Origin of the sequence: Prosthecobacter sp., from assembly GCF_034366625.1 — a bacterium.
Classification (GTDB): domain Bacteria; phylum Verrucomicrobiota; class Verrucomicrobiia; order Verrucomicrobiales; family Verrucomicrobiaceae; genus Prosthecobacter.
On record NZ_JAXMIH010000024.1, the window covers coordinates 113,055 to 131,442 of the forward strand.

General features: G+C 60.8%; 16 protein-coding genes. 10 read left to right on the plus strand and 6 right to left on the minus strand.

Annotation, left to right across the window (positions count from 1 at the left end; translation table 11 throughout):
- Positions 1-50 precede the first annotated feature (50 nt).
- Positions 51-302 (plus strand): hypothetical protein, encoded by a 252-nt coding sequence (locus U1A53_RS24080; protein WP_322284429.1) that lies wholly within the window; start codon positions 51-53, stop codon positions 300-302.
- Positions 303-746: 444 nt separating this feature from the next.
- Positions 747-1,082, plus strand: coding sequence for a hypothetical protein (locus U1A53_RS24085; protein WP_322284430.1), 336 nt, complete (start codon positions 747-749; stop codon positions 1,080-1,082).
- 117 nt (positions 1,083-1,199) lie between these two features.
- On the opposite strand, the gene U1A53_RS24090 is transcribed toward U1A53_RS24085, so the two are convergent.
- Positions 1,200-4,859: an ATP-binding cassette domain-containing protein gene (locus tag U1A53_RS24090; RefSeq protein ID WP_322284431.1), complete on the minus strand. Its 3,660-nt coding sequence runs from the start codon at positions 4,857-4,859 to the stop codon at positions 1,200-1,202.
- Positions 4,860-5,105: 246 nt separating this feature from the next.
- Between U1A53_RS24090 and U1A53_RS24095 the strand changes: the two genes are divergently transcribed.
- The 5 genes from U1A53_RS24095 to U1A53_RS24115 all read left to right on the plus strand — a co-directional run bounded on the left by U1A53_RS24095 (position 5,106) and on the right by U1A53_RS24115 (position 10,982).
- The gene (locus U1A53_RS24095; protein WP_322284432.1) at positions 5,106-6,113 is read left to right on the plus strand and encodes a hypothetical protein; all 1,008 of its coding nucleotides are present in this window, start codon (positions 5,106-5,108) and stop codon (positions 6,111-6,113) included.
- A 192-nt stretch (positions 6,114-6,305) separates the two neighbouring features.
- Entirely contained in the window at positions 6,306-6,779 is a 474-nt protein-coding gene (locus U1A53_RS24100) for a GNAT family N-acetyltransferase (protein WP_322284433.1), read from the plus strand.
- A gap of 14 nt (positions 6,780-6,793) precedes the next feature.
- Positions 6,794-7,108, plus strand: coding sequence for a hypothetical protein (locus U1A53_RS24105; RefSeq protein ID WP_322284434.1), 315 nt, complete (start codon positions 6,794-6,796; stop codon positions 7,106-7,108).
- Between the two features lie 7 nt (positions 7,109-7,115).
- The gene (locus U1A53_RS24110) at positions 7,116-8,744 is read left to right on the plus strand and encodes a PrsW family glutamic-type intramembrane protease (RefSeq protein WP_322284435.1); all 1,629 of its coding nucleotides are present in this window, start codon (positions 7,116-7,118) and stop codon (positions 8,742-8,744) included.
- A 156-nt stretch (positions 8,745-8,900) separates the two neighbouring features.
- Positions 8,901-10,982: a prenyltransferase/squalene oxidase repeat-containing protein gene (locus U1A53_RS24115; RefSeq protein ID WP_322284436.1), complete on the plus strand. Its 2,082-nt coding sequence runs from the start codon at positions 8,901-8,903 to the stop codon at positions 10,980-10,982.
- 443 nt (positions 10,983-11,425) lie between these two features.
- Here the strand turns inward: U1A53_RS24115 and U1A53_RS24120 are convergent, their stop codons facing one another.
- Complete coding sequence (locus U1A53_RS24120; RefSeq protein WP_322284437.1) at positions 11,426-11,848, minus strand: ketosteroid isomerase-related protein; 423 nt, start codon at positions 11,846-11,848, stop codon at positions 11,426-11,428.
- Positions 11,849-11,947: 99 nt separating this feature from the next.
- On the opposite strand from U1A53_RS24120, the gene U1A53_RS24125 reads away from it, so the two are divergent.
- Positions 11,948-12,916 (plus strand): serine hydrolase, encoded by a 969-nt coding sequence (locus U1A53_RS24125; protein WP_322284438.1) that lies wholly within the window; start codon positions 11,948-11,950, stop codon positions 12,914-12,916.
- A gap of 60 nt (positions 12,917-12,976) precedes the next feature.
- Positions 12,977-14,056 (plus strand): ATP-dependent 6-phosphofructokinase, encoded by a 1,080-nt coding sequence (locus U1A53_RS24130; protein WP_322284439.1) that lies wholly within the window; start codon positions 12,977-12,979, stop codon positions 14,054-14,056.
- Positions 14,057-14,089: 33 nt separating this feature from the next.
- On the opposite strand, the gene trxA is transcribed toward U1A53_RS24130, so the two are convergent.
- Positions 14,090-14,419, minus strand: coding sequence for a thioredoxin (gene trxA / locus U1A53_RS24135; RefSeq protein WP_322284440.1), 330 nt, complete (start codon positions 14,417-14,419; stop codon positions 14,090-14,092).
- A 265-nt stretch (positions 14,420-14,684) separates the two neighbouring features.
- Between trxA and U1A53_RS24140 the strand changes: the two genes are divergently transcribed.
- The gene (locus tag U1A53_RS24140; protein WP_322284441.1) at positions 14,685-15,503 is read left to right on the plus strand and encodes a CHAD domain-containing protein; all 819 of its coding nucleotides are present in this window, start codon (positions 14,685-14,687) and stop codon (positions 15,501-15,503) included.
- A gap of 1 nt (position 15,504) precedes the next feature.
- Here U1A53_RS24140 and U1A53_RS24145 read toward each other — a convergent pair whose 3' ends face one another.
- From U1A53_RS24145 to U1A53_RS24155, 3 genes are all read right to left on the minus strand, one after another.
- Positions 15,505-16,917, minus strand: coding sequence for a YfbK domain-containing protein (locus tag U1A53_RS24145; protein ID WP_322284442.1), 1,413 nt, complete (start codon positions 16,915-16,917; stop codon positions 15,505-15,507).
- Positions 16,914-17,465, minus strand: coding sequence for a sigma-70 family RNA polymerase sigma factor (locus U1A53_RS24150; RefSeq protein ID WP_322284443.1), 552 nt, complete (start codon positions 17,463-17,465; stop codon positions 16,914-16,916). The genes U1A53_RS24145 and U1A53_RS24150 overlap by 4 nt, the downstream gene beginning before the upstream one ends.
- A gap of 213 nt (positions 17,466-17,678) precedes the next feature.
- Positions 17,679-18,311 carry a L,D-transpeptidase family protein gene (locus U1A53_RS24155; protein ID WP_322284444.1) on the minus strand — a complete coding sequence of 211 codons (633 nt, stop codon included), beginning with the start codon at positions 18,309-18,311 and terminating at the stop codon, positions 17,679-17,681.
- Positions 18,312-18,388: the final 77 nt, after the last annotated feature.

Genomic DNA, 18,388 nt, shown 5'->3' on the forward strand with positions numbered 1-18,388 from the left:
AAACTGTTAACCATCTGTACTGTTCTGCCAACCCAAGCCACGCCCGCCGTATGATTCCAGCCATCGTTACCTTCATCAAACCCGGAGATGTTGCCTTTGCGGATATTCACGAGTTCCCTGAAATGCCGAGGGTTGGAGAGATTATTAACATTGGAGATTTTGACCATGAGTGGTGGAGAATCATGGAGGTGATTTACACGGATCGTCAGCACGAAGACGGCCCTCCAGTTTCTTTGATCGCCGAACCAATCGAACCACTCCATGTAGCATTCCGAAGGAAATCACAGACACGAGATGGTTGACCATCACCACGGCGTTATCCTTTATTTTGTCTTTAGCATTCCTCCACGAAGAAGGTCTTTGAATGTAGATTGGCATATTTAATAGATTTGATGTTTTGTTACCCACCGAAATGAAGCCGCACGCCGCACAAGGCAGAACAAAACGGATGCAGATAACGCTCGTAGATCGGCTGTTGTGTTTTCCATATTTTACTCCTCGCGTATCTGATCCGAGGCGTTCGCCCAACACCAACCCGCGACCGTCGTCCTGAAGGAAACTCGGCAATGAAACTCTTCACGATCATTGAGTCTTTTGGGTCCGCACAGGGAGACGGTTGGAGTTCCTACATTGAGTGGCGAGGTCTGCCCTTTGATCGTTTTGACTCCATAGATGGCATACTCAGCCCGAGCCTATTCACTCCCGAGTCCGAGGAGGATTGGAAGCACGTTTTCCCAGAGAGTTGCATGACCCATCTGATCACTGACTATAAGTATGCGGCACAGAAGCGTTCACAGATGCAGAGTGGCGACATTGTCGGTTTGAGGTTGGATGACCACGACGAGAGCGACGCCGCATTTCTTGGCTACGACCTGATCGATGGTTCTTTCGACGTGTCACTACTCACCAACTGGGGGAACGACGTGGATTCCATTAACCGAGCGTTGGGTCCCACCGCTTTGATTCAGAGCCTCAGTGTCGTTCATAGCATTCAGACTCATCTGCTATCGACTTGCGATGAGGACGCTCATGTGGACGGCTGCCGTATCGTTTCCATCTACAGCACCGCTGATACTCGATGACCACGATTAAAGAGCTAACAAAACGGATGCTGGCGGCTCGTATGGCATCTGTCGTGTCATCGACGCTTCCTGCTCGCCGTCGCCTGATCCGAAGCGTTAGACGGCCTGCCCCCCTCACTAAACCTTGGTCAACTGTCGTCGCAGGCTAATCTCCACGGCGGTGATGATGACTGCCAGAGAGAAGAGGATGACGATGCTGTTGATCCAAAGGGTGTTGTACTTGGTGCCTAGGTAGGTCTTGCGGGTGCCGAAGAAGACGTTGGGGCTGGTCTTGCGGCGGTAGTCCTCGCGTTCCATCTCGGCCTTGGTGACGAGATCGAGCACCTTGCGGTTGACGTAGATCTCCTCGGCGCTGACGCCGTCGTTCTGCTGCAGCATGCTGTCGAGCATCGGGGTTTCAATCTGGCCGCTGAGAACGGCATCGCGGATGGAGCCGAGACGTTTGGAGATTTCGCGCGGATTCTCGGCATACAGGCCGGAAACAACGGCGAGCGACTGTTTGGTGAGTTCCAGTTCGTGACGCTGGAGATCGGTCATGTCGGCGCCTGAGGGCGGCAGAAGTGACTGGATGCGCTCGTCGAGGAAGTCCTGGTTGCGGGTGAGCGGATTGAGCTTGGACTGCGAGATGACGACGCCCTCATAGGACCAGCGCAGCGGCATGAACTGGCAGATGAAGGGCACCTTGAGCTTGCTGACGTTTTCCTCGTCGTTGCCGGCTTTTTTGAGCCAGCGGCCCACGGAATAGACGAGATCGAGGTTCTTGTTCATCTCCTCGTATTTGATCAACGCTCCGCCCAGGATGATCTGGGGAATGAGGATGAGCGGGATGGCGTTCACCGCCGTGCGATTGTCGCTGACGATGCTGGAGATGAACAGCCCGAGACAGACGCCGGTGAGCGAGGTGAGGAACATCCACCAGAGATGGACCATGAACATGTCGCGAATTTCGAGCACCCAGTTGCCGATGATGAGGTAGATCACGCATTGCGCGAGCGCGAAGGTGGCGAGCGAGATGATCTTGCCGCAGAGGTAGTAGAAGGTGCGCAGGTTGTGATTGCGCTCGCGGCTCAGCGTGTGGCGGTCGCGGATGATTTCATCGGCGCTGTTGGTGAGGCCCAGGAACATGGCCACAACGAGGCTCATGAACAGATACGTCGGAATGTGGAAGGCGGTGGCGAAGGTGTAATTCGCCTCCTCGGAGTATTTGAGCACGCTGGCGATGAGCCAGGCCAGCAACGGCGCCTCCAGCAGCGTGGTGAGCAAATTCGTGCGGTTGCGCAGCTTGCTGAGAAAGGCGCGCTTCAGCAGCGTGGCAAACAGGATGCTTTCCTCGCGGAAGGTGTGCTTCGGCGGCTTGGGCGTGCTGCGCATGCGGCTCGCGCTATGGCTTCCATCTTTTTTCGGCCTTGCGATGAGGCTGGTGCTGCCTGGCGCGGCCTTCTGCTTCGCCATGCTCTCCATGATGAGATGCCGCTGGTAGGAGTCGCGCCAGAAATTCGGCGGGAAGCGGCGCGCGGCCACGAGATGGCCGTCTGCGCTGCGCTCATGGATGATGTCGCCGCTGATGTCGCGCAGCGGCGTCTCCAGCACGTCAAAAACGAAGTCGGGCGTGAGATTGTCCGGCGGCTTGGCATCAGCATCGCCCGACTGGCCGGTTTCGGTGTGATACACACGCCAGAAGTACTCCAGCATGCCCTGCGGCGTGCCGAAGTAGGCCATCTTGCCGCCTTTATCGAGCAGCAGGGCCTTGTCGAACATCGCCAGCAGCTTCGAACTAGGCTGATGGATGGAGGTGATGACGATCTTGTTGCGTGCGAGGCTGCGGATGATCTCCAGCACGTGCTCGCTGTCCTTCGAGGACAGGCCGGAGGTCGGCTCGTCGAACAAGTACACGTCGGAGATGCCTATCATGTCGAGTCCGGCATTGAGGCGCTTGCGTTCGCCGCCGCTGAGGAATTTCTGCTGCGGTGTGCCGGCCAGACGATTGCGCAGATCAGCCAACCCCAGTTCCGCAAGCTTGGCATCCACACGCTTGCGGCGTTCCTCCGTCTTCAAATGCGGGCAGCGCACCGCCACGGAAAAATCGAGGTTCTCCTGCACCTTCAACAACGGATCGAAGGCATCCTCCTGCGGGATGTAGGCGATGTAGGGCGTGAGATTGTGTAAATTCTCATACAGCGCGAGGCCGTTCATCAGCACCTCACCACCCTTCGGCTTCAACTGGCCGCCAAGAATGCGCAACAGCGTGCTTTTGCCGCAGCCGCTCGGTCCCATGACGCAAATCATCTCGCCACGACGGGCGATGAAGCTCACCCCATCCTGCGCGGTGTCGCGCCCGTCGAAGCGGTGGCTGAGTTCGCGCACCTCGATCTGGCGGATGGTGTTGCGTTCCTCCTCGATGATGCGGTCGGCAAAGTGACAGCGCAGGTATTGTCCCTCACCCAGTGTGATGGTGTCGCCGTCATTGAGCGTGATGCGATCGCGCACCGGAATGAGGCCGATGTAAAGTGGACGTGACGAGCGCAGCACCTCCAGCACGCCAGTTTTTTGCGCGTAGTTGCACTCGATGCGCAGCAGGATCTCACCGTCAGTGTCCTCGGAGAGAAGAATGTCCCCCTCATCGAGCAACTCAGGCTTGTTGGAGACGAGGTAGGTGTTGCGGCTGCCTTCCAGGCGAAACTGGCCGCCGAATTCCTGCGCGCGCACACGCAGATCACGCAGCGCGATTTCGACCTCGCCATGCGCAATGATACTGTCCTCGATGCTGGCCTCCACGATGGTGCCGCTGCTGAGCACGACGCCGTTCAACGTGGCCTGTGTGGTGCGCAACGCCTCAACCGTCACGCCCAGGCCGAAGCTAAGACGCAGGTTCGTGCCACGTGCGCGTTGCGGAGCAATTTCCGCGCTGCCGTTCTCCGTGAGCGTGAGGTAGATCTGCGTGCCGGAGAGCGTCTTCTTGGCGTTGAAGTAGGAGATCAGGTCGTTGTAATCGAGCGTGACATCCTCCAGTACCACGCGCTCGCCCGGATACAGTCGCGAGAACTCTCCCGGCGGCTGACGGCGGCTGCGCACGAGGATGGAAATGCTGCCGGTGTTTTTCAGCAGCACAAGGTTTTGGAAGCGAAACGCCACGACTGAGCAGTCCGCTGAAAGCGAACGCAGCAGCACGTCACAATTCTTCGTGGAGCCGATGCGCAGCGTGTCGAGCGGCTGGCCGCCTTTGGTGGAAAAACCTTCCTCCGGCGGTTTATCTCCCGCATTGAGCTGATAGACGATGTCGATGGCCTGGGCGGCGATGCCGAGGTTCGTCATGAAGAGATAAAACTCCACCATCTGCCGCTGATTCTGCTGGGCGCGTGAGATGAGCAGGTAGAGCTGCACGCCGAGCAGGACTTTCTGCTCCTGCGTGAGCTTCTGACTGAGTTCCTTCGCACGCTGCGCCAGATCCTGCGGCTGCTGCAACGCCTCAAAATAGAGACGGCGCATGTCGGCGTAGATCGCCTCGGGATAATCGTAGCGCAGGTAGCCGAGGCTGGATTCGACCTCCTCCTCCTCGATGTTGCCATCCAGCTTGCTGAATGCGGCGAACACTTCGATCAGCACCGGCAGCATCGTGTTCGCGGTGGCGGCGGAGGCGGCTGAAATCGGCGGCTGGCCGTTCCACAGATGCGCCCAGCGATCCAGCGACCACCACGGCAGCTCCGCCGGGCCATGACCGCCTGCGGCAGAGGTCTGCTTCGCGAAGGAGGTGTTGGAGGGCTTGTTGAGCAGGCTCATGCGGCGGAATCGTGCGCGATTATGGAGTTCGTTTTCACAAACACAACCGGCGAGACGTGAATGAACTCTCCGACGCATGAAAAAAGCGGCCCAGTTTCCCAGGCCGCCTGTGATGAATTCATCCACTTCTCATGATGCTCACACACCACGATCACGCGGAGGGCCTTCACGACCCCGTTCCTCGCCACGCGGGCTAGGTGGCTGCGGCGCGGGGCCACGATCACGGTTCATCGGCGGTTGTGGATCATGCGGCGCGTCTCCACGGCGTTGAACCGGCGGAACGAAGCGCGGCGGATGTTCAGGGCCGCGATCTCCACCACGCACGCCATCTTGTGGAGGATTCATGGGGCGTCCGCCATCACGCTGGCCGCGGTCTGGTTGAAAGCGCGGTTCAGGACCACGCGGACTGTTGAATTGCCCGCCCTGGCGTGGACTGCCAAACTGCTGCGGCTGCTGACGGCCTTCCGAACGATGTTCGGGTCCACGCCCCATCATCGCAGGACCATCGTGATGCATCGGCCCGCCACGCTGCGCGAACTGCTGCGGGCCGGGGCCTTGCGGACGGGGGTGGAAGTCTTCGCGTTCGCCACCACGCGGACCTTGCGGCTGACGGGCTCCCTCTGGACGGCCCGCATTGTCGCGATCCCCCTCACGTGGCGGATTTACCGGACGGCGCTGTCCATCGCGTTGCGGTTGTTCACCACGCGGGCGATCTCCGTCGCGCTGACCTTCCATCTGCGGACGACGCTCACCTTCACCGCCGGGACGATTGTCACGCCCCTGATTGTCAGCACGCGGTGGATTTACCGGGCCGCGATTGCCATCCCGCTGTGGTTGCTCGCCACGCGGGCGATCTCCCTCGCGCTGGCCATCCATCTGCGGACGACGAGATCCTTCGTCACCAGGACGATTTTCTGCACGCGGCGGATTTACCGGCCCGCGATTGCCATCGCGCTGTGGTTGCTCACCACGTGGACGATCTCCCTCACGCTGACCTTCCATCTGTGGACGGCGCTGTGGTTCACGCGTGTTTTCAGGACGGGGCGGATTGTTTTCACGGCGCTCGCCTTCGCGCGCTTGATCGCGACGCGGTTGTTCACGCTCTGGTGCTGCATTGTCACGCCCACGTCGTTCGGGGGCGGGCGGTGTGTCCGCCTTCGGTGTTTCAGCGGCAGGCTTGTCCGCCGGTTTGGCTTCCTGGGCCTGCAACGGAGCGATGCTGAGGGCAACAGCGCCGCAAAGCCATGCGAATAGATGGGTTCCGGGTTTCATAGGAGTGGTGTTTGGGTTGGATGCGGGAGGTGAAACCACCGTCGAAGACAGGAGTTTCCATGCCTCAACGCCGCCACGGCGCTCCTTTGTATGCGGGTCTGTGGCAGAAACCGTGACGCATCCTTTGCATCGAACGCATTGCCTTTGTCCGCGCCCCCGTTATTCTAATTCCACATGCCCGCCACCGACACCGAGCCACACATCGAACCGGCCACCATTGAAGACCTGCCCCAGCTCGTCGAACTGCTCGTCGCGCTGTTCAGCGAGGAGGAGGACTTCAAACCGGACCGGACCAAGCAGGAACACGGCCTGCGGCTCATCCTGGAGCAGCCGAACCGCGGCCGCATCTTCGTGCTGCGCACGGATCACAAGGTGATCGGCATGATCAACCTGCTCTTCACCATCAGCACGGCGGAAGGCGGCCTCGTGCTCATCATGGAGGACGTCATCGTCCACCCGCAGCATCGCCGCCAGGGCTACGGCGGGCGTCTGCTCGAACACGCCATCGAGTTTGCCAAGGAGAAGCGCTTCAGGCGCATCACCCTGCTCACGGACCGCATCAGCGCCGATTCCCAGTCCTTCTTCCAGCAGCACGGGTTCCAGTTCTCGAAGATGATCCCGATGCGGCTCGTCTTTCACGACTCCTGACGCCAACCATTGCCATGCACGCGCTCCTTGCCTTTCTCGCACGGCCCGAAGGCGGCACGGCCAAGATTTCGCGTGAATGGGCGGAAGCTTCCGACTGGTTTGTGCTGTTCACGCTCGGCACATTGCTGTTTCTGCTGGGCGCCTTTGCCATGTGGGCCTGGCTCATCTGGCGGCGCACCACAAAACCGGAGCCGCATGTGAAGCTGCTCATGGAACTTGAAGAAGAAGAGACAGAACGCGAGACTCGCGCCCCAGCATCGCGCGAGGAACCGGAACCGAAGGCACCTTGGGAACAATCCCCTGACTGGTGGAAGAAAGCGGACGACTGAAGCCGACATGAGCGAAGATCGCCCCTTTTTTCACGGCTGGCGTGCGCGCACGCATTACCTCACGCGTGACCGCCGCTTTCTCCTGCGTACCGCCGCCGCCATCATCGCCTGTGGCATGATTGGCGCCTGTGTGATCGTGATTGGCGGCATGGTGCAGGAAGAGCCGCAAGCGCATCATGCCGTCTCACCCGCACTGAGCCGCCTGCATGGGGAATTTCACCGCCTGCGGCACGAGAAAACTCCACAGCCGCGCCCCTTCGCCACCTGGCTGCGCATGCTCCTCGCCCAGATTCCGAAGCTGGTGGAAGGTGATGAAGAAGGCGCCTTCCAGGGCTTCATCCACGGGGGGAAACTCGGCGGCTATGAGGTGGCGCAGCTCATCCAGCAGCACGCCACCACCGATGCCCCCGCAGGATTGTTCCAAGACTTTCTCGCGGCAGCGCTTCATTCAGACGAGGCCGCGCTGGAGAAGCTGGAGAAAAAAACGCGGGCCGTTCCGCCGGAGATGCTCGCTGCGGAGCTTCTGGGCAGCGTGCAAAAGCGCCGGGGCGACAGCCAGGCGGCGATGCAGGCGTTTTACACCGAGGGCCTGCACTTTGCCGATGCCTCGGCCGCCCGCGAAGAGGCGCTTCGCCTCGCCGTGACCCAGCGCGATCTCAACCTGCTGCGCAGCATTGCCACCCAACCTGGGTGGATCGAACACTGCCACCCCCTGCTCCAGCATCACGCCGGAGCGCTGCTGGGCGATGTCTGGATGCAATGGCACGGGCTCATCCGTCATCGCCTCAACGAAATCCCGTATGGCATGCTTGCGCTCGCCTTCTTCGTCGCCGCCCTGTGGTATTTCATCCTTGTGCAGCACAGCGATCGCGAACGCTGGCGCTGGGCGCGTCCCATCGCCGCCCTCATGGCCGGGGTGTGCAGCGTCTGGCCCACGCTCACCATCCTGGCCTACCAGGAGTTCGTCCAAGGCATGACCGCCAACGCGCCGTTCCCGCACGACTTGATCTACTACCTCGTCGGTGTCGGGCTGCGTGAGGAAGGCTGCAAACTCCTCCTGTTCGCTTTGTTTCTGCCCTGGCTCCTGTGGCGGCGTCAGCCCGGTCTCGCCCTGCTCACCGGAGCCTTTGTGGGCCTTGGCTTCTCTCTGGAAGAAAACATCGGCTACTACCAGGATTACGGCGGCACCATCGCCTGGACGCGCTTCCTCTCGGCCAACTTTCTTCACATTTCCCTCACCGGCATCTGCGCGCACAGCCTCTACCACATGCTGCGCACACGCTTTGCCCGGGCCGGTGAATTCATCACCACCTTCCTGCTCGCCGTCGCAGCCCATGGCGGCTACGACTTCCTCGCCACCGGCAGTCTCGATGACAACGGCTGGCTCTCCATCGTCGTCCTCGTGGTCAGCGCCGCCCGTTTCATCGACCTGCTCGCCGCAGAAACCCGTCCAGTGCGCCTCACCATCGCTCCACGTGCTGTCTTCACCTTCGGCTCCGCCACTTTGATCGCCATCTCCTTCATCCTCGGCGCCTGGACCACCCGATCCATGGAAGGTGTCGCCACCGCAGGGCAGGAATGCCTCTCCATGGTGCCGATCGCGCTGCTGTACTGGCGGAAGTTTGAGAATGTTTGACGGTACCAGATGCCTCCCAGACCAGGGAACAGCAGGGACTTCGTGCATTGCTGCCAAGATACCTGCGGGAAGACCGTTTTAGGAACAGCCTAAAATTCATCTTGTCGAGATCATGCGCCAACGTGTAATCTGACTTCAAATCAACCCATTATCGCCATGAATCCGCAGCAGCCAGGCACTCCCACGAATCCGCCGCAGCCACCGCAACCCGGGGCCACCCAGCCGCTGCCGCCGGGGTACGCGCCACCGCCGGGCTATCCGCCGCAGATGCCGGGTTATCCGCAGGGTTATCCGCCGCAGATGCCGGGCTATCCGCAGGGCTACCCGCCGCAGATGCCTGGCTATCCGCAGGGTTATCCGATGCCGCAGGGCTATCCGCCGCAGATGCCAGGTTATCCGCCCGGGTACATGCCCACGATGCCGATGCCGGCGATGATGCCGCCGCCCGCGCCCTCCCCTTCCACCGGCACGGTGGCTCCAGCCGTGCCCAGACCGGCCAGCGCCGCGGTGCCGGTGGCGATGCCCGTGCCAGCCGCAGTGTCCCCGTCCGGGGCCACTCCGATGATGCCCGCGCCGAGCACTCCGATAGCCATGGTGGCACCGGCAGATGACGCTGGCGAGCCGGTCCTGTTGGTCGAGCATCATGAGGGCGAGGTGTTTCATCCACCGGCGCTCACGCACATTGAAGTGGGGCCGCCGCCCAACAAGTTCGTGCAGATGTGGCGTAAGGCGGGCGGCAGCGCGCTGATGATGAGCATCCTGGTGCATGCCGGGCTCGGCGTGCTGGCCTTGTTCATCGTGTTCAGCACCGGGGTGATGGACAAGCAGGTGGACTTCCTGCCTGGTGGCGGCACGCAGCAGGGGGCGAAGGCCAGCGCGGACTTGCAGCACAAGGTGCAGCAGAAGAAGCGCAGTTCGATCAACAAGACGATGCCGATGAAGAAGCTAGTGAGCACGAGCATGAACTCGGCGATCACCCTGCCGGAGGCGCCGCCGGACGCGTTGGACATGCCGGACGTGAGCGCGATGATGGGCGGAGGAGCGCTGGGAGCGAGCGGTGGATTTGGCACGGGCGGAGCGGGTGGTGGTTTTGGCAAAGGGATGGGGATGGGCGGAGCAGCGGGCTTTGTGACGCTGCCGCCGTCGATGCGGGCGCGTTGTTCGACGCAGGAGCGGTTGGAGAAGCTGCGGCAGAACGGCGGCACGCCGGAGTGCGAGGCTGCGGTGAGCGCGTCGCTGGAATGGCTCAAGGGCAAGCAGAACCCCGACGGCTCCTGGGGCCGGGGCAACAAGGCCGCCATGACCGGTCTGGCCTTGCTGTGCTACTTGGGCCGCTGCGAGACACCGGAATCACCGTTCTACGGCGACAACGTGATGAAGGGCATCGTGTACCTCATCGAGCTGAGCAAAAAGAACCCCCACGGCATCTTCTCCGATGGTTGGAAGGGCGAGGCAGCAGGTGGCAAAGGCGGTGCAGGCACTTATGAGCACGGCATCGCGACCTACGCCCTCGGCGAAATGTACACCTTGGCCCGTCTCGGCTCCAAATCCCTGCCCGGCATGCGTGAGGCCTTTGAAAAAGGCGTCAAGATCATCATCGAGAACCAATCCGCCAGAGGCGGCTGGGGCTATGGCGGCAAGGACCAGATCGTCTATAACAAGAACGCCAACGACCTCTCCGTCGTCGGCTGGCAGTTCCAGGCGCTCAAGGCCGCCAAAAACACCAGCCTCAAGATCGACGGACTGCATGCCTGCATCGGCAAGATGACCGATTACCTCGAATCCATGCAGACCAAGGACGGCGGCTTCGGTGGTGCCAACCGCGACGCCCACTACAACCAGTGGTCCCTCTCCGGCGTCGGCATCCTCGGCTTGCAGACCATGGCCAAGGGCAAGACCACGCCGATCAAGAAGGGCATGAAGTTTCTCACCGAGTTCCTCACCGCCGAGCCGCTGGACTGGAACAAGAACTGCAATCTCTACTGCTGGTACTACTACACCCAGGCCTATTTCCAACAGGGCGGCGAGGACTGGAAGTTCTACAACCAGCAGTTCCTCCCCCAGATCCTCAGCGCCCAGCAGTCCGACGGTTCCTTCAAGCGCGGCCGTCCGAACTGGCCCGCCGGTGACGCCGCCGATGACATCTACCGCCAGTGCCTCTGCACGCTTCAGCTCGAAGTGTACTACCGCTACCTCAAGGTCGGTGACCGCGAGGAAAGCTCGTTCTTCGACAAGTAGAAGGGTCCAGGTTAAAACGAGCCTGCATGCCGTTGCGGCTGATCTCATTCGGCCATGGCTCCCATGGGAAACCCGGCTGCTTGCGTTCTGCGCGATTTGAGGGCATTAAAGCCGCTGACATAGCCGAACAAAAGTCGCGTGCCTAACTCAGTTCGTGTGCCGGAGACTGGGTGAAATATCCTGAACCAAAATCTCCCGAACGGTTGCTGAGGACGAATGCTGGATGGTGGTGGGACCGTGCATTGGCGCGTTCGGAGGGTAAGAGGCAAGTCGCTCACTGCGACCGCTGCCACGAGAAGCTTGTTTGGGCGCTTTTACTTTTTTGTTCGGTTGGCACTGGCATAGTGCCCGCTGTGGGTTGTTCTATGAAGGAGGTGCAGGAGATCGCGAACAAGATGGATGAGCTGATCGTGATGCTGCGAAGGTGAGGATGCCTAGGCTGCTCATTTCGTCACGCCCACCTGCCGCAACCACTCTTCGAGGTTGTAGTAGTTGGTGACACGTTTGACGAGACCGTCACGCAGCTCGAAAAACGCTCCCACACGCAAACGATAGCGCTGACCGTTCGCAGGGGGCAATCCCTCATCGGTGGCAAGATATTCGCCCTCGATGAAGAACTCCGCCGCGCCGCGCGTGCCGTCTTCGTCCGCGAAAACCACGAGATCACACACCTGCTCGCGGTAACTGCGGTCCATGCGCGCCAGGAAGGCCCGGAAGGCCGTCTTTCCCGTTTCCGTCCCACCTTGATTGATGTCATGCACGACATCTTCCGCCAGCAGCGCGAGAAACGCAGTGCGGTCGCCGGAATTGAAGACGGTGTAGTAGTTTCGAATGAGTGTGGCGGCCTGCTGCTGCGGTGTGGACATGGCGCGCAGCATGAATTCAGCCGTGCCTGCGTCAATTCAGAAAAGCAGGGGGAAATCCACGGTTGCGATGCGGGCGCAGGCAGCTAAACATCGCCGTCTATGTTTTCCCCCAGCATGGCGCGGCTTCGCTCCCGCGCGTCGATCCTTGGCATCTGTTTGACCCTCGCCACCAGCACCAGCGCCCTGCAGGCGCAGTCCGCCGTGCTCGTGGTCGATGCCTTCAACAAAAAAGTGCATGTCGCCGGCAATGCGCAGTCAAAACGCCCTGTCGGCGGCCTGGCCAAGATCGCCACCGCCATGGTGACGCTCGACTGGGCGGAGGCCTCCAAGGTGGGCGTGGGCGTGCTGGCCACCGTGCCCGCCTATGCCTTCCAAATCTCCGACGCAGGCACCATCGGCCTGCAACCGGGAGATCAGGCCACGCTGCGCGATCTCATCTACGCCACCATGATGAGCAGCGACAACATCGCCGCCATCACCCTGAGTGACTTCGTCGGGCGTGATCATCTGGCGCGACTCGGCCGCAGCGGCCATCCGATGGAAGAATTCGTCCGGCAGATGAACCAGCTCGCCAGCCGCGAAGGCGCGCGCGGCACACGCTTCACCAATCCGCATGGCCTCGAAAACTCACGCCCCCTGCCCTATTCGACCGCAGCAGACATCGGACGCCTCGCGATCTACGCTGTTTCTCGTCCCGCGATGCGCTTTTACACGAATCAAGACAGCCGCAGTATCACCATCTACCGCGCCGGGCAGCAGATCAGCGTGTCTTTGAAAAACACCAATCAACTCCTCGGCGTGGACCGCATTGATGGCGTCAAAACCGGCAACACCGAGCGTTCCGGCGGCTGCGTGGTCATTTCTGCGGAGAAGCCTTCCAGCGTGCAGGTGCAGGCGGACAACACCAGCCTCATCTACCGCCACCGCATGGTCGTCGTGGTGCTCGGTTCGGCCAGCCCCTTTGCCGAGGCGCGCACGCTGCTGCACCAAGGCTGGGCGGCTTACGACCGATGGCTCGCCGCAGGCCGCCCCATCACAGACAAACGGCAGATGCTCGACCAATTTTAGAGATCTGCTGGCATCGTTTCTGCACCCTTCAGCCACACACCTCTTTCCAACCACACACTCATGCGAATCGGAATCTTGAACAGCGGCGGGGATTGCCCCGGACTCAATGCGGTCATTCACGGCGTCGTCGGCGCGGCCCACACCCACGGCTGGGAGGTCGTCGGCTTTCGTGATGGCTTTGAAGGCCTGCTGCCGCCCGGAGATTACATGATGCTCACGCCTGAAAAAACCGTCGGCATCATGAAGCTCGGCGGCACCATTCTGGGCACCACGAACAAAGGCCACTTCGTGGCGAAAGTCGGCGAGGGCAACGTCTCCCAGGTGCCGGTCGAAATCGTTGAGAAGGCCAAAAGCACGTTGCGCCATCTCGAAGTGGGAGCTCTCATCGTCGTCGGTGGAGACGGCAGCCTCACCACCGGCCTGCAACTTTTCCAGATGGGCATTCCCGTCATCGGCGTGCCGAAGACCATCGACAATGACATCCAGGCCACCGCCACCTCCTTCGGTTTTGACTCTGCCGTGGCCGCCGTTGTCGATGCCCTGGACCGCCTGCACACCACGGCGGAAAGCCACAAGCGTGTGATTGTGCTCGAAGTCATGGGCCGTCATGCCGGATGGATCGCGCTTTACGGCGGCATGGCTGGCGGGGCGGACGTCATTCTTCTGCCGGAGATTCCCTTCAATTTCGATCACGTTGCCAAAGCCATCCGCAAGCGTGATGCCGCAGGCCACCACAGCACGCTCGTCGTCGTGGCCGAGGGTGCGCGCATGGAAACCGGCGAGCTGCTCACCAAGGAGCGCGTGGGCGTCAAGGGCGAGGACCGCCTCGGCGGCATGGGGGACTATGTGGCCAAGCACATCGAAATAGCCACTGGCAAGGAAACCCGCGCCTGCACGCTGGGGCATCTGCAACGCGGTGGCGCCCCCACCGCGCTCGACCGCATCCTCGGCGTGCGTTTTGGCGCCAAGGCGGTCGAACTCATCGAACAAGGCTGTTTCGGACGCATGGTCAGCTACCAGCAGTATCAAGTGGGCGACGTGCCCATCGAGGAGGCCGTGCATCAGCTCCGTCTCGTCAACAAGGACAGCGAAATCGTCAATGCTGCCCGAGCCATCGGCATCTCCTTCGGAGACATGTGATGGCAGGAGCAGCGCAGATGAAGCAAGGCGGGATCAACCCAGCGCCGCAAGGCGTTTCGCCAGCGCGTCTTTCGACTGCACGCCCACGACCGTGTCCTTGGCCTTGCCATCCTTGAAAAACACGAGCATCGGAATGGAGCGCACGTTGAATTGTGCGGCCAGGTTTGGCGCTTCATCCACGTTCACCTTGCCGATCTTCACCTTCCCGGCCTGATCCTTCGCCAAATCGTCGAGGATCGGCCCCAGCATGCGGCACGGCCCGCACCACTCAGCCCAGAAGTCCACGATGACCGGCACGGTGGAACTGGAGATTTCGGATTCAAAATTCGCTTCGGTGAGGGTGAGAACTGCTTCGCTGGCCATGGTGAGGTGGAGTGGGTTTGAAGATGGGTTACGAATGCACGCTGGCATTGGCGGCAGGCGAATCAATCAAAGTTTTTCACCAAACTCCCTCTGCTTTCGCCAAAAAATGGCATCCAAAACGAATGTGACGACATTCCCAGCAGATCGACTGACTTCAGTGATTCAGACAATTCACAAGCCCGGCGCGCTTGTTGCCAGAATTCGAGGACGAATGTGAAAAACTCTTTCTTGCCGTCGCAAGTGCCCCCGTGCTGAATGAGAACGCATGAAACAAAGCCATGACTCCTCGGGCCTGACGGGCCGGCAGTTGAAGCGTTTGTTGCATCAGCTCTGCGAACGCGCGCAGGATGATGTGCTGAGGATTTCATCGCAGGAAGAAACAGCCACGCACCAACTGCGGGTGCGCATGAAAAAGATGCAGGCGCTGCTCCGGCTCGCACGCGAAGGCATCGAGGAACACACCCTGCAGGCGATGCGCCTGCACATTCGCACGGTTAAAAACGCCTGTGCCTGCAATCGTGACCGCGTGGTGCAGCACAAGCTCATCGACAAACTCGCTCATCGCTTCCATCTGGCGCCCAAAAACCGTCCGCATCTCGTGGGCATGCCGCAGGCAAAACCGCCGGCCTCATCTCTGCGCCATCAACTGCATGCGCTGGGGCAGCTCATTGACAACACCTGCATCGAATCGCTCTCAGCAGAGCAGCTTCTTGGGGAGCATGCCCGGTGCTATCGCAAAGGCCGCCGCCTGATGAAACAGGCTTGTGAAACCACGGACAATCGCATTCTGCACCGCTGGCGGCATCGCGTGAAGGACCTGTATTTTCAAACCCTGGCGCTGCCGCAGCTTCCCGGATCGGCACGACGCATCAAACGGGCAAAGCGTCTCGGTCATCTGCTCGGGCGCGATCAGGATCTCGCCAATCTCGCGCGCGAGCCCGCCTTTTCCATGCGCCGCAGCCCTTGGATGCAGGTGATCAACGAACACCGCGGCTGTCTGCGCGAGCGCTTCCTCGTCCTCGGCCACAAACTCTACGCGCCTCACAGCTCGCGCTTCAGCGGGAGAATCATGAGCCGCGCCTGATTCACAGTCCTGCCATACGCTGCGCATCCTGCACGAGCCGGATGAAACGTGCACGTCCACCGCTGGTGTCAGCACCTTTGGCCTGTTTCGCGAGTTCCAGCACAAGATCATGATTCAGGCCGCCCAATTGATCCGCGCCGCGCAGCAACAGGCCGAAACCGACCACGGAGGTCTCAAACACGAAGTCTTCACGTGCGTTCTGGAGTGAGTAACCACGGTCAATGACCTGCAGTTTGCTGCTGTCGAACGGTCCGACGGTCTGCGAGGTAAAGCGTGCGTTGGGCAGCGTGACGGTGGCGATCTGCCGGCCGCCGTCACGGGCGATTTCGCCGCTGCCATTCGGCTGGAACTCATACCACAGCACGTGTGTGCCGGCGCTGCGCAATTCGGCCGCAACCAGATGCCGCTCACACAATAGGCGGAACTGCTTCACATTCGCCTGATCAAAGGTGACTTGGAGCGGGAAACTGGCGTCGGAGGCGAGGACTGCGGGCTGATCGGCCGGCACCTGGATCACAACGCGCAGCAGACGATTCGCAGGATTCCACGGACAGGCGGCCACTTCGGCCTTCCATGAATGGATAAACAAATCCGTCACACGCATCGGCTTGGCTTCGGTCTTCGCATTCGCAGGCTGTGGCGAGGCAAACACCTGTCCTTGTGGCTTGGATGGCGCAGGCTTGATCTGTGCAGGCTGCAGGTTGAACTGATCGGAGGTCTGTTTCGTCGTGCTGGCAAATGCACCGCGCCCGGCAGGCATGGTGAAGCCCAGATTTGGTGTCACAACCGCCGCAGTGGTTGGAGGCGTGACCGCAGGAATCGTTTTGACAACCACCACCTCCTTCGCGGCTGGGATGGGTGCTGGAGTGATGTTGTCCGCGACTTTCTGTGGCATCGGCTCGGTCGCGGGTTGCATGACCGGTTTGACGGCCACGATTGGCGCAGGAACCGCCTTTTCAGGAGCTGTCTGCGGATTGGCGGCATTTTCGACCGGTGGCTTTGCCTTGGGAGGTGTGGCAACGATCTGCGCCGCATCCTTCACCACCGGACTGAACGACCATCCCGCGAAGAAGGCCGCGCCCGTCAGGGTAATGACGGCGGCCGCCTTCAGCAGTGTGCCCATCACCGGCCAGAAGGCCTGATGCGGACGTCCTGCAGGCTTGCGCGGCAGCATCGGCTGAATCCGACGCGGCAGATTGGCCGGATGCAGCACGGCGTGGCGCTGTTCATGAGTGAGACGTGACTGCGGAATGGGCGCCCCATGACGTAACGCATCGGTCACGGCCTCGATCTGCTCCAACTGGTGCGCGGCGGCGGGCGTAGTGGCCAGCATTTCGTGCAGCGCGTGCGCCTCCTCGGCGTTCAGTTCTCCGAGCGCGTAAGCGGTAAAGTGGGGATTGTCCTGCGGGTTCATGAATGGGTGGGGGAATATTCTTCGCTTAGGTCAGTGCTCATCAGTTCGCGCAGTTTCTTGATCGCGTGATGCATGATGAAGCCGACATTGCCGACGCTGAGTCCGGTGATGCCAGCGATCTCCTGGTAGGAGCAATCGTGAAGGAACTTGAGCCGCACGACTTCGCGTTGGTTGGGCCGCAGCCGGTCCACGCAATGCCAGATGTGCGCATAAAGCTCGTGCATGCCGGCGCTTTGGGCGGGGTCGGGCTCGTGATCCGTTGCCGCGGCGATGACATCCTCGTTGCCGAGGTCCAGCCGCTGCTCCTTGCGCAGGATGTCAAAGGCACGATTTCGGCAGACGGTGAACAGCCAGGACTTGAGGTTCTCACGGACACGCTCCGGCTCGGTGAGGTAGAGCCGCAGCATGGCATCCTGCACGACATCGCGCGCACGCTCGATGTCTCCACCGAGGATGCCGGCTGTGTAGGCGATAAGTGTGCTTTCATGCTGGTCCAGTGCTCGCCTGACCAGCACGGAGGCTTCATCCTGGACGTGTTGGGCGGGCATGCGTTGATTCAGGGTTGGAACGGGCAGGCACGGGGAAAAATTAGGCGGCGGGCAAAGTTGCCGCCAATTTCCGTCTTGGAAACCGCAATTTGCGCCCACCCGAGCTGTCAGACTGGGTCTGAGACAGTCAACGGTCATGGATCAAGAATGAACAGGCCGCAACGCCTGACCTCGAAACTACTTTGGGATCCGGCGTCGAGTTCTTGAGCCCTTTTATGGCACAATCTCCACCGGAGTGCCGACGTGGACCTGCTGATAAAACTTCTCGGCCATGTGGCCGGGAAGGCGAATGCAGCCGTGGGAAGCGGCGTAGCCTGGGAGGTGGCCCTGATGCATGCCGACACCGCCATAGACACGCATGAAGTAAAACATCTTCGCGCCCTCGAAGCGCGTGCCGGGCGGGCGAGGATCCTTGCGGTTGTCGATGTTCTGCATGATGACGTTGCCCTCGAAGTCCTCATAGTCGCCGTAGATGGAGGATTTGTGGTCGATGTCCTTGTCGAGAATGCGGTAGCTGCCGGGTTTGGTGTCGTAGCCTTCGGTGCCGGAGGAAATGGGCGAACCACCGGCGAGTTCGCCGCCTTTGAACAGATAGACCATCTGCTCGCCGAGATTGATGACAACGCTGGGCCTGCCGCTCATGTCATCAGCATACCAGAAGGAGCCATCATTAGCCCCACCACGGAAAAAACCAGAGACATGCCCCCACATGAAGCGTGAGGCACGCGGGATGTCACTGGTGACGAACTTACGGCCATAGCGGAAAGCGTTGTTGCCCGTGTTCTGGACGGTGGTGCAACTGACAAGGCTCAGCACGAGGAGTGGAAGCAGGCAGCGTGGCGTCATGCGTAGGAAGCCGTGCGCTAAAACAGCCAAATGACAAATGCAAAATCAAGGCCAGATGAAAGCCGTGGCCTGCCGCA

Excerpts from the sequence above, each read along its gene's own strand:
- U1A53_RS24080 (WP_322284429.1), top strand. The coding sequence starts at position 51 with ATGATTCCAGCCATCGTTACCTTCATCAAACCCGGAGATGTTGCCTTT.
- U1A53_RS24085 (WP_322284430.1), top strand. The coding sequence starts at position 747 with ATGACCCATCTGATCACTGACTATAAGTATGCGGCACAGAAGCGTTCA.
- U1A53_RS24090 (WP_322284431.1), bottom strand. The coding sequence starts at position 4,859 with ATGAGCCTGCTCAACAAGCCCTCCAACACCTCCTTCGCGAAGCAGACC.
- U1A53_RS24095 (WP_322284432.1), top strand. The coding sequence starts at position 5,106 with ATGCGGCGCGTCTCCACGGCGTTGAACCGGCGGAACGAAGCGCGGCGG.
- U1A53_RS24100 (WP_322284433.1), top strand. The coding sequence starts at position 6,306 with ATGCCCGCCACCGACACCGAGCCACACATCGAACCGGCCACCATTGAA.
- U1A53_RS24105 (WP_322284434.1), top strand. The coding sequence starts at position 6,794 with ATGCACGCGCTCCTTGCCTTTCTCGCACGGCCCGAAGGCGGCACGGCC.
- U1A53_RS24110 (WP_322284435.1), top strand. The coding sequence starts at position 7,116 with ATGAGCGAAGATCGCCCCTTTTTTCACGGCTGGCGTGCGCGCACGCAT.
- U1A53_RS24115 (WP_322284436.1), top strand. The coding sequence starts at position 8,901 with ATGAATCCGCAGCAGCCAGGCACTCCCACGAATCCGCCGCAGCCACCG.
- U1A53_RS24120 (WP_322284437.1), bottom strand. The coding sequence starts at position 11,848 with ATGTCCACACCGCAGCAGCAGGCCGCCACACTCATTCGAAACTACTAC.
- U1A53_RS24125 (WP_322284438.1), top strand. The coding sequence starts at position 11,948 with ATGTTTTCCCCCAGCATGGCGCGGCTTCGCTCCCGCGCGTCGATCCTT.
- U1A53_RS24130 (WP_322284439.1), top strand. The coding sequence starts at position 12,977 with ATGCGAATCGGAATCTTGAACAGCGGCGGGGATTGCCCCGGACTCAAT.
- trxA (WP_322284440.1), bottom strand. The coding sequence starts at position 14,419 with ATGGCCAGCGAAGCAGTTCTCACCCTCACCGAAGCGAATTTTGAATCC.
- U1A53_RS24140 (WP_322284441.1), top strand. The coding sequence starts at position 14,685 with ATGAAACAAAGCCATGACTCCTCGGGCCTGACGGGCCGGCAGTTGAAG.
- U1A53_RS24145 (WP_322284442.1), bottom strand. The coding sequence starts at position 16,917 with ATGAACCCGCAGGACAATCCCCACTTTACCGCTTACGCGCTCGGAGAA.
- U1A53_RS24150 (WP_322284443.1), bottom strand. The coding sequence starts at position 17,465 with ATGCCCGCCCAACACGTCCAGGATGAAGCCTCCGTGCTGGTCAGGCGA.
- U1A53_RS24155 (WP_322284444.1), bottom strand. The coding sequence starts at position 18,311 with ATGACGCCACGCTGCCTGCTTCCACTCCTCGTGCTGAGCCTTGTCAGT.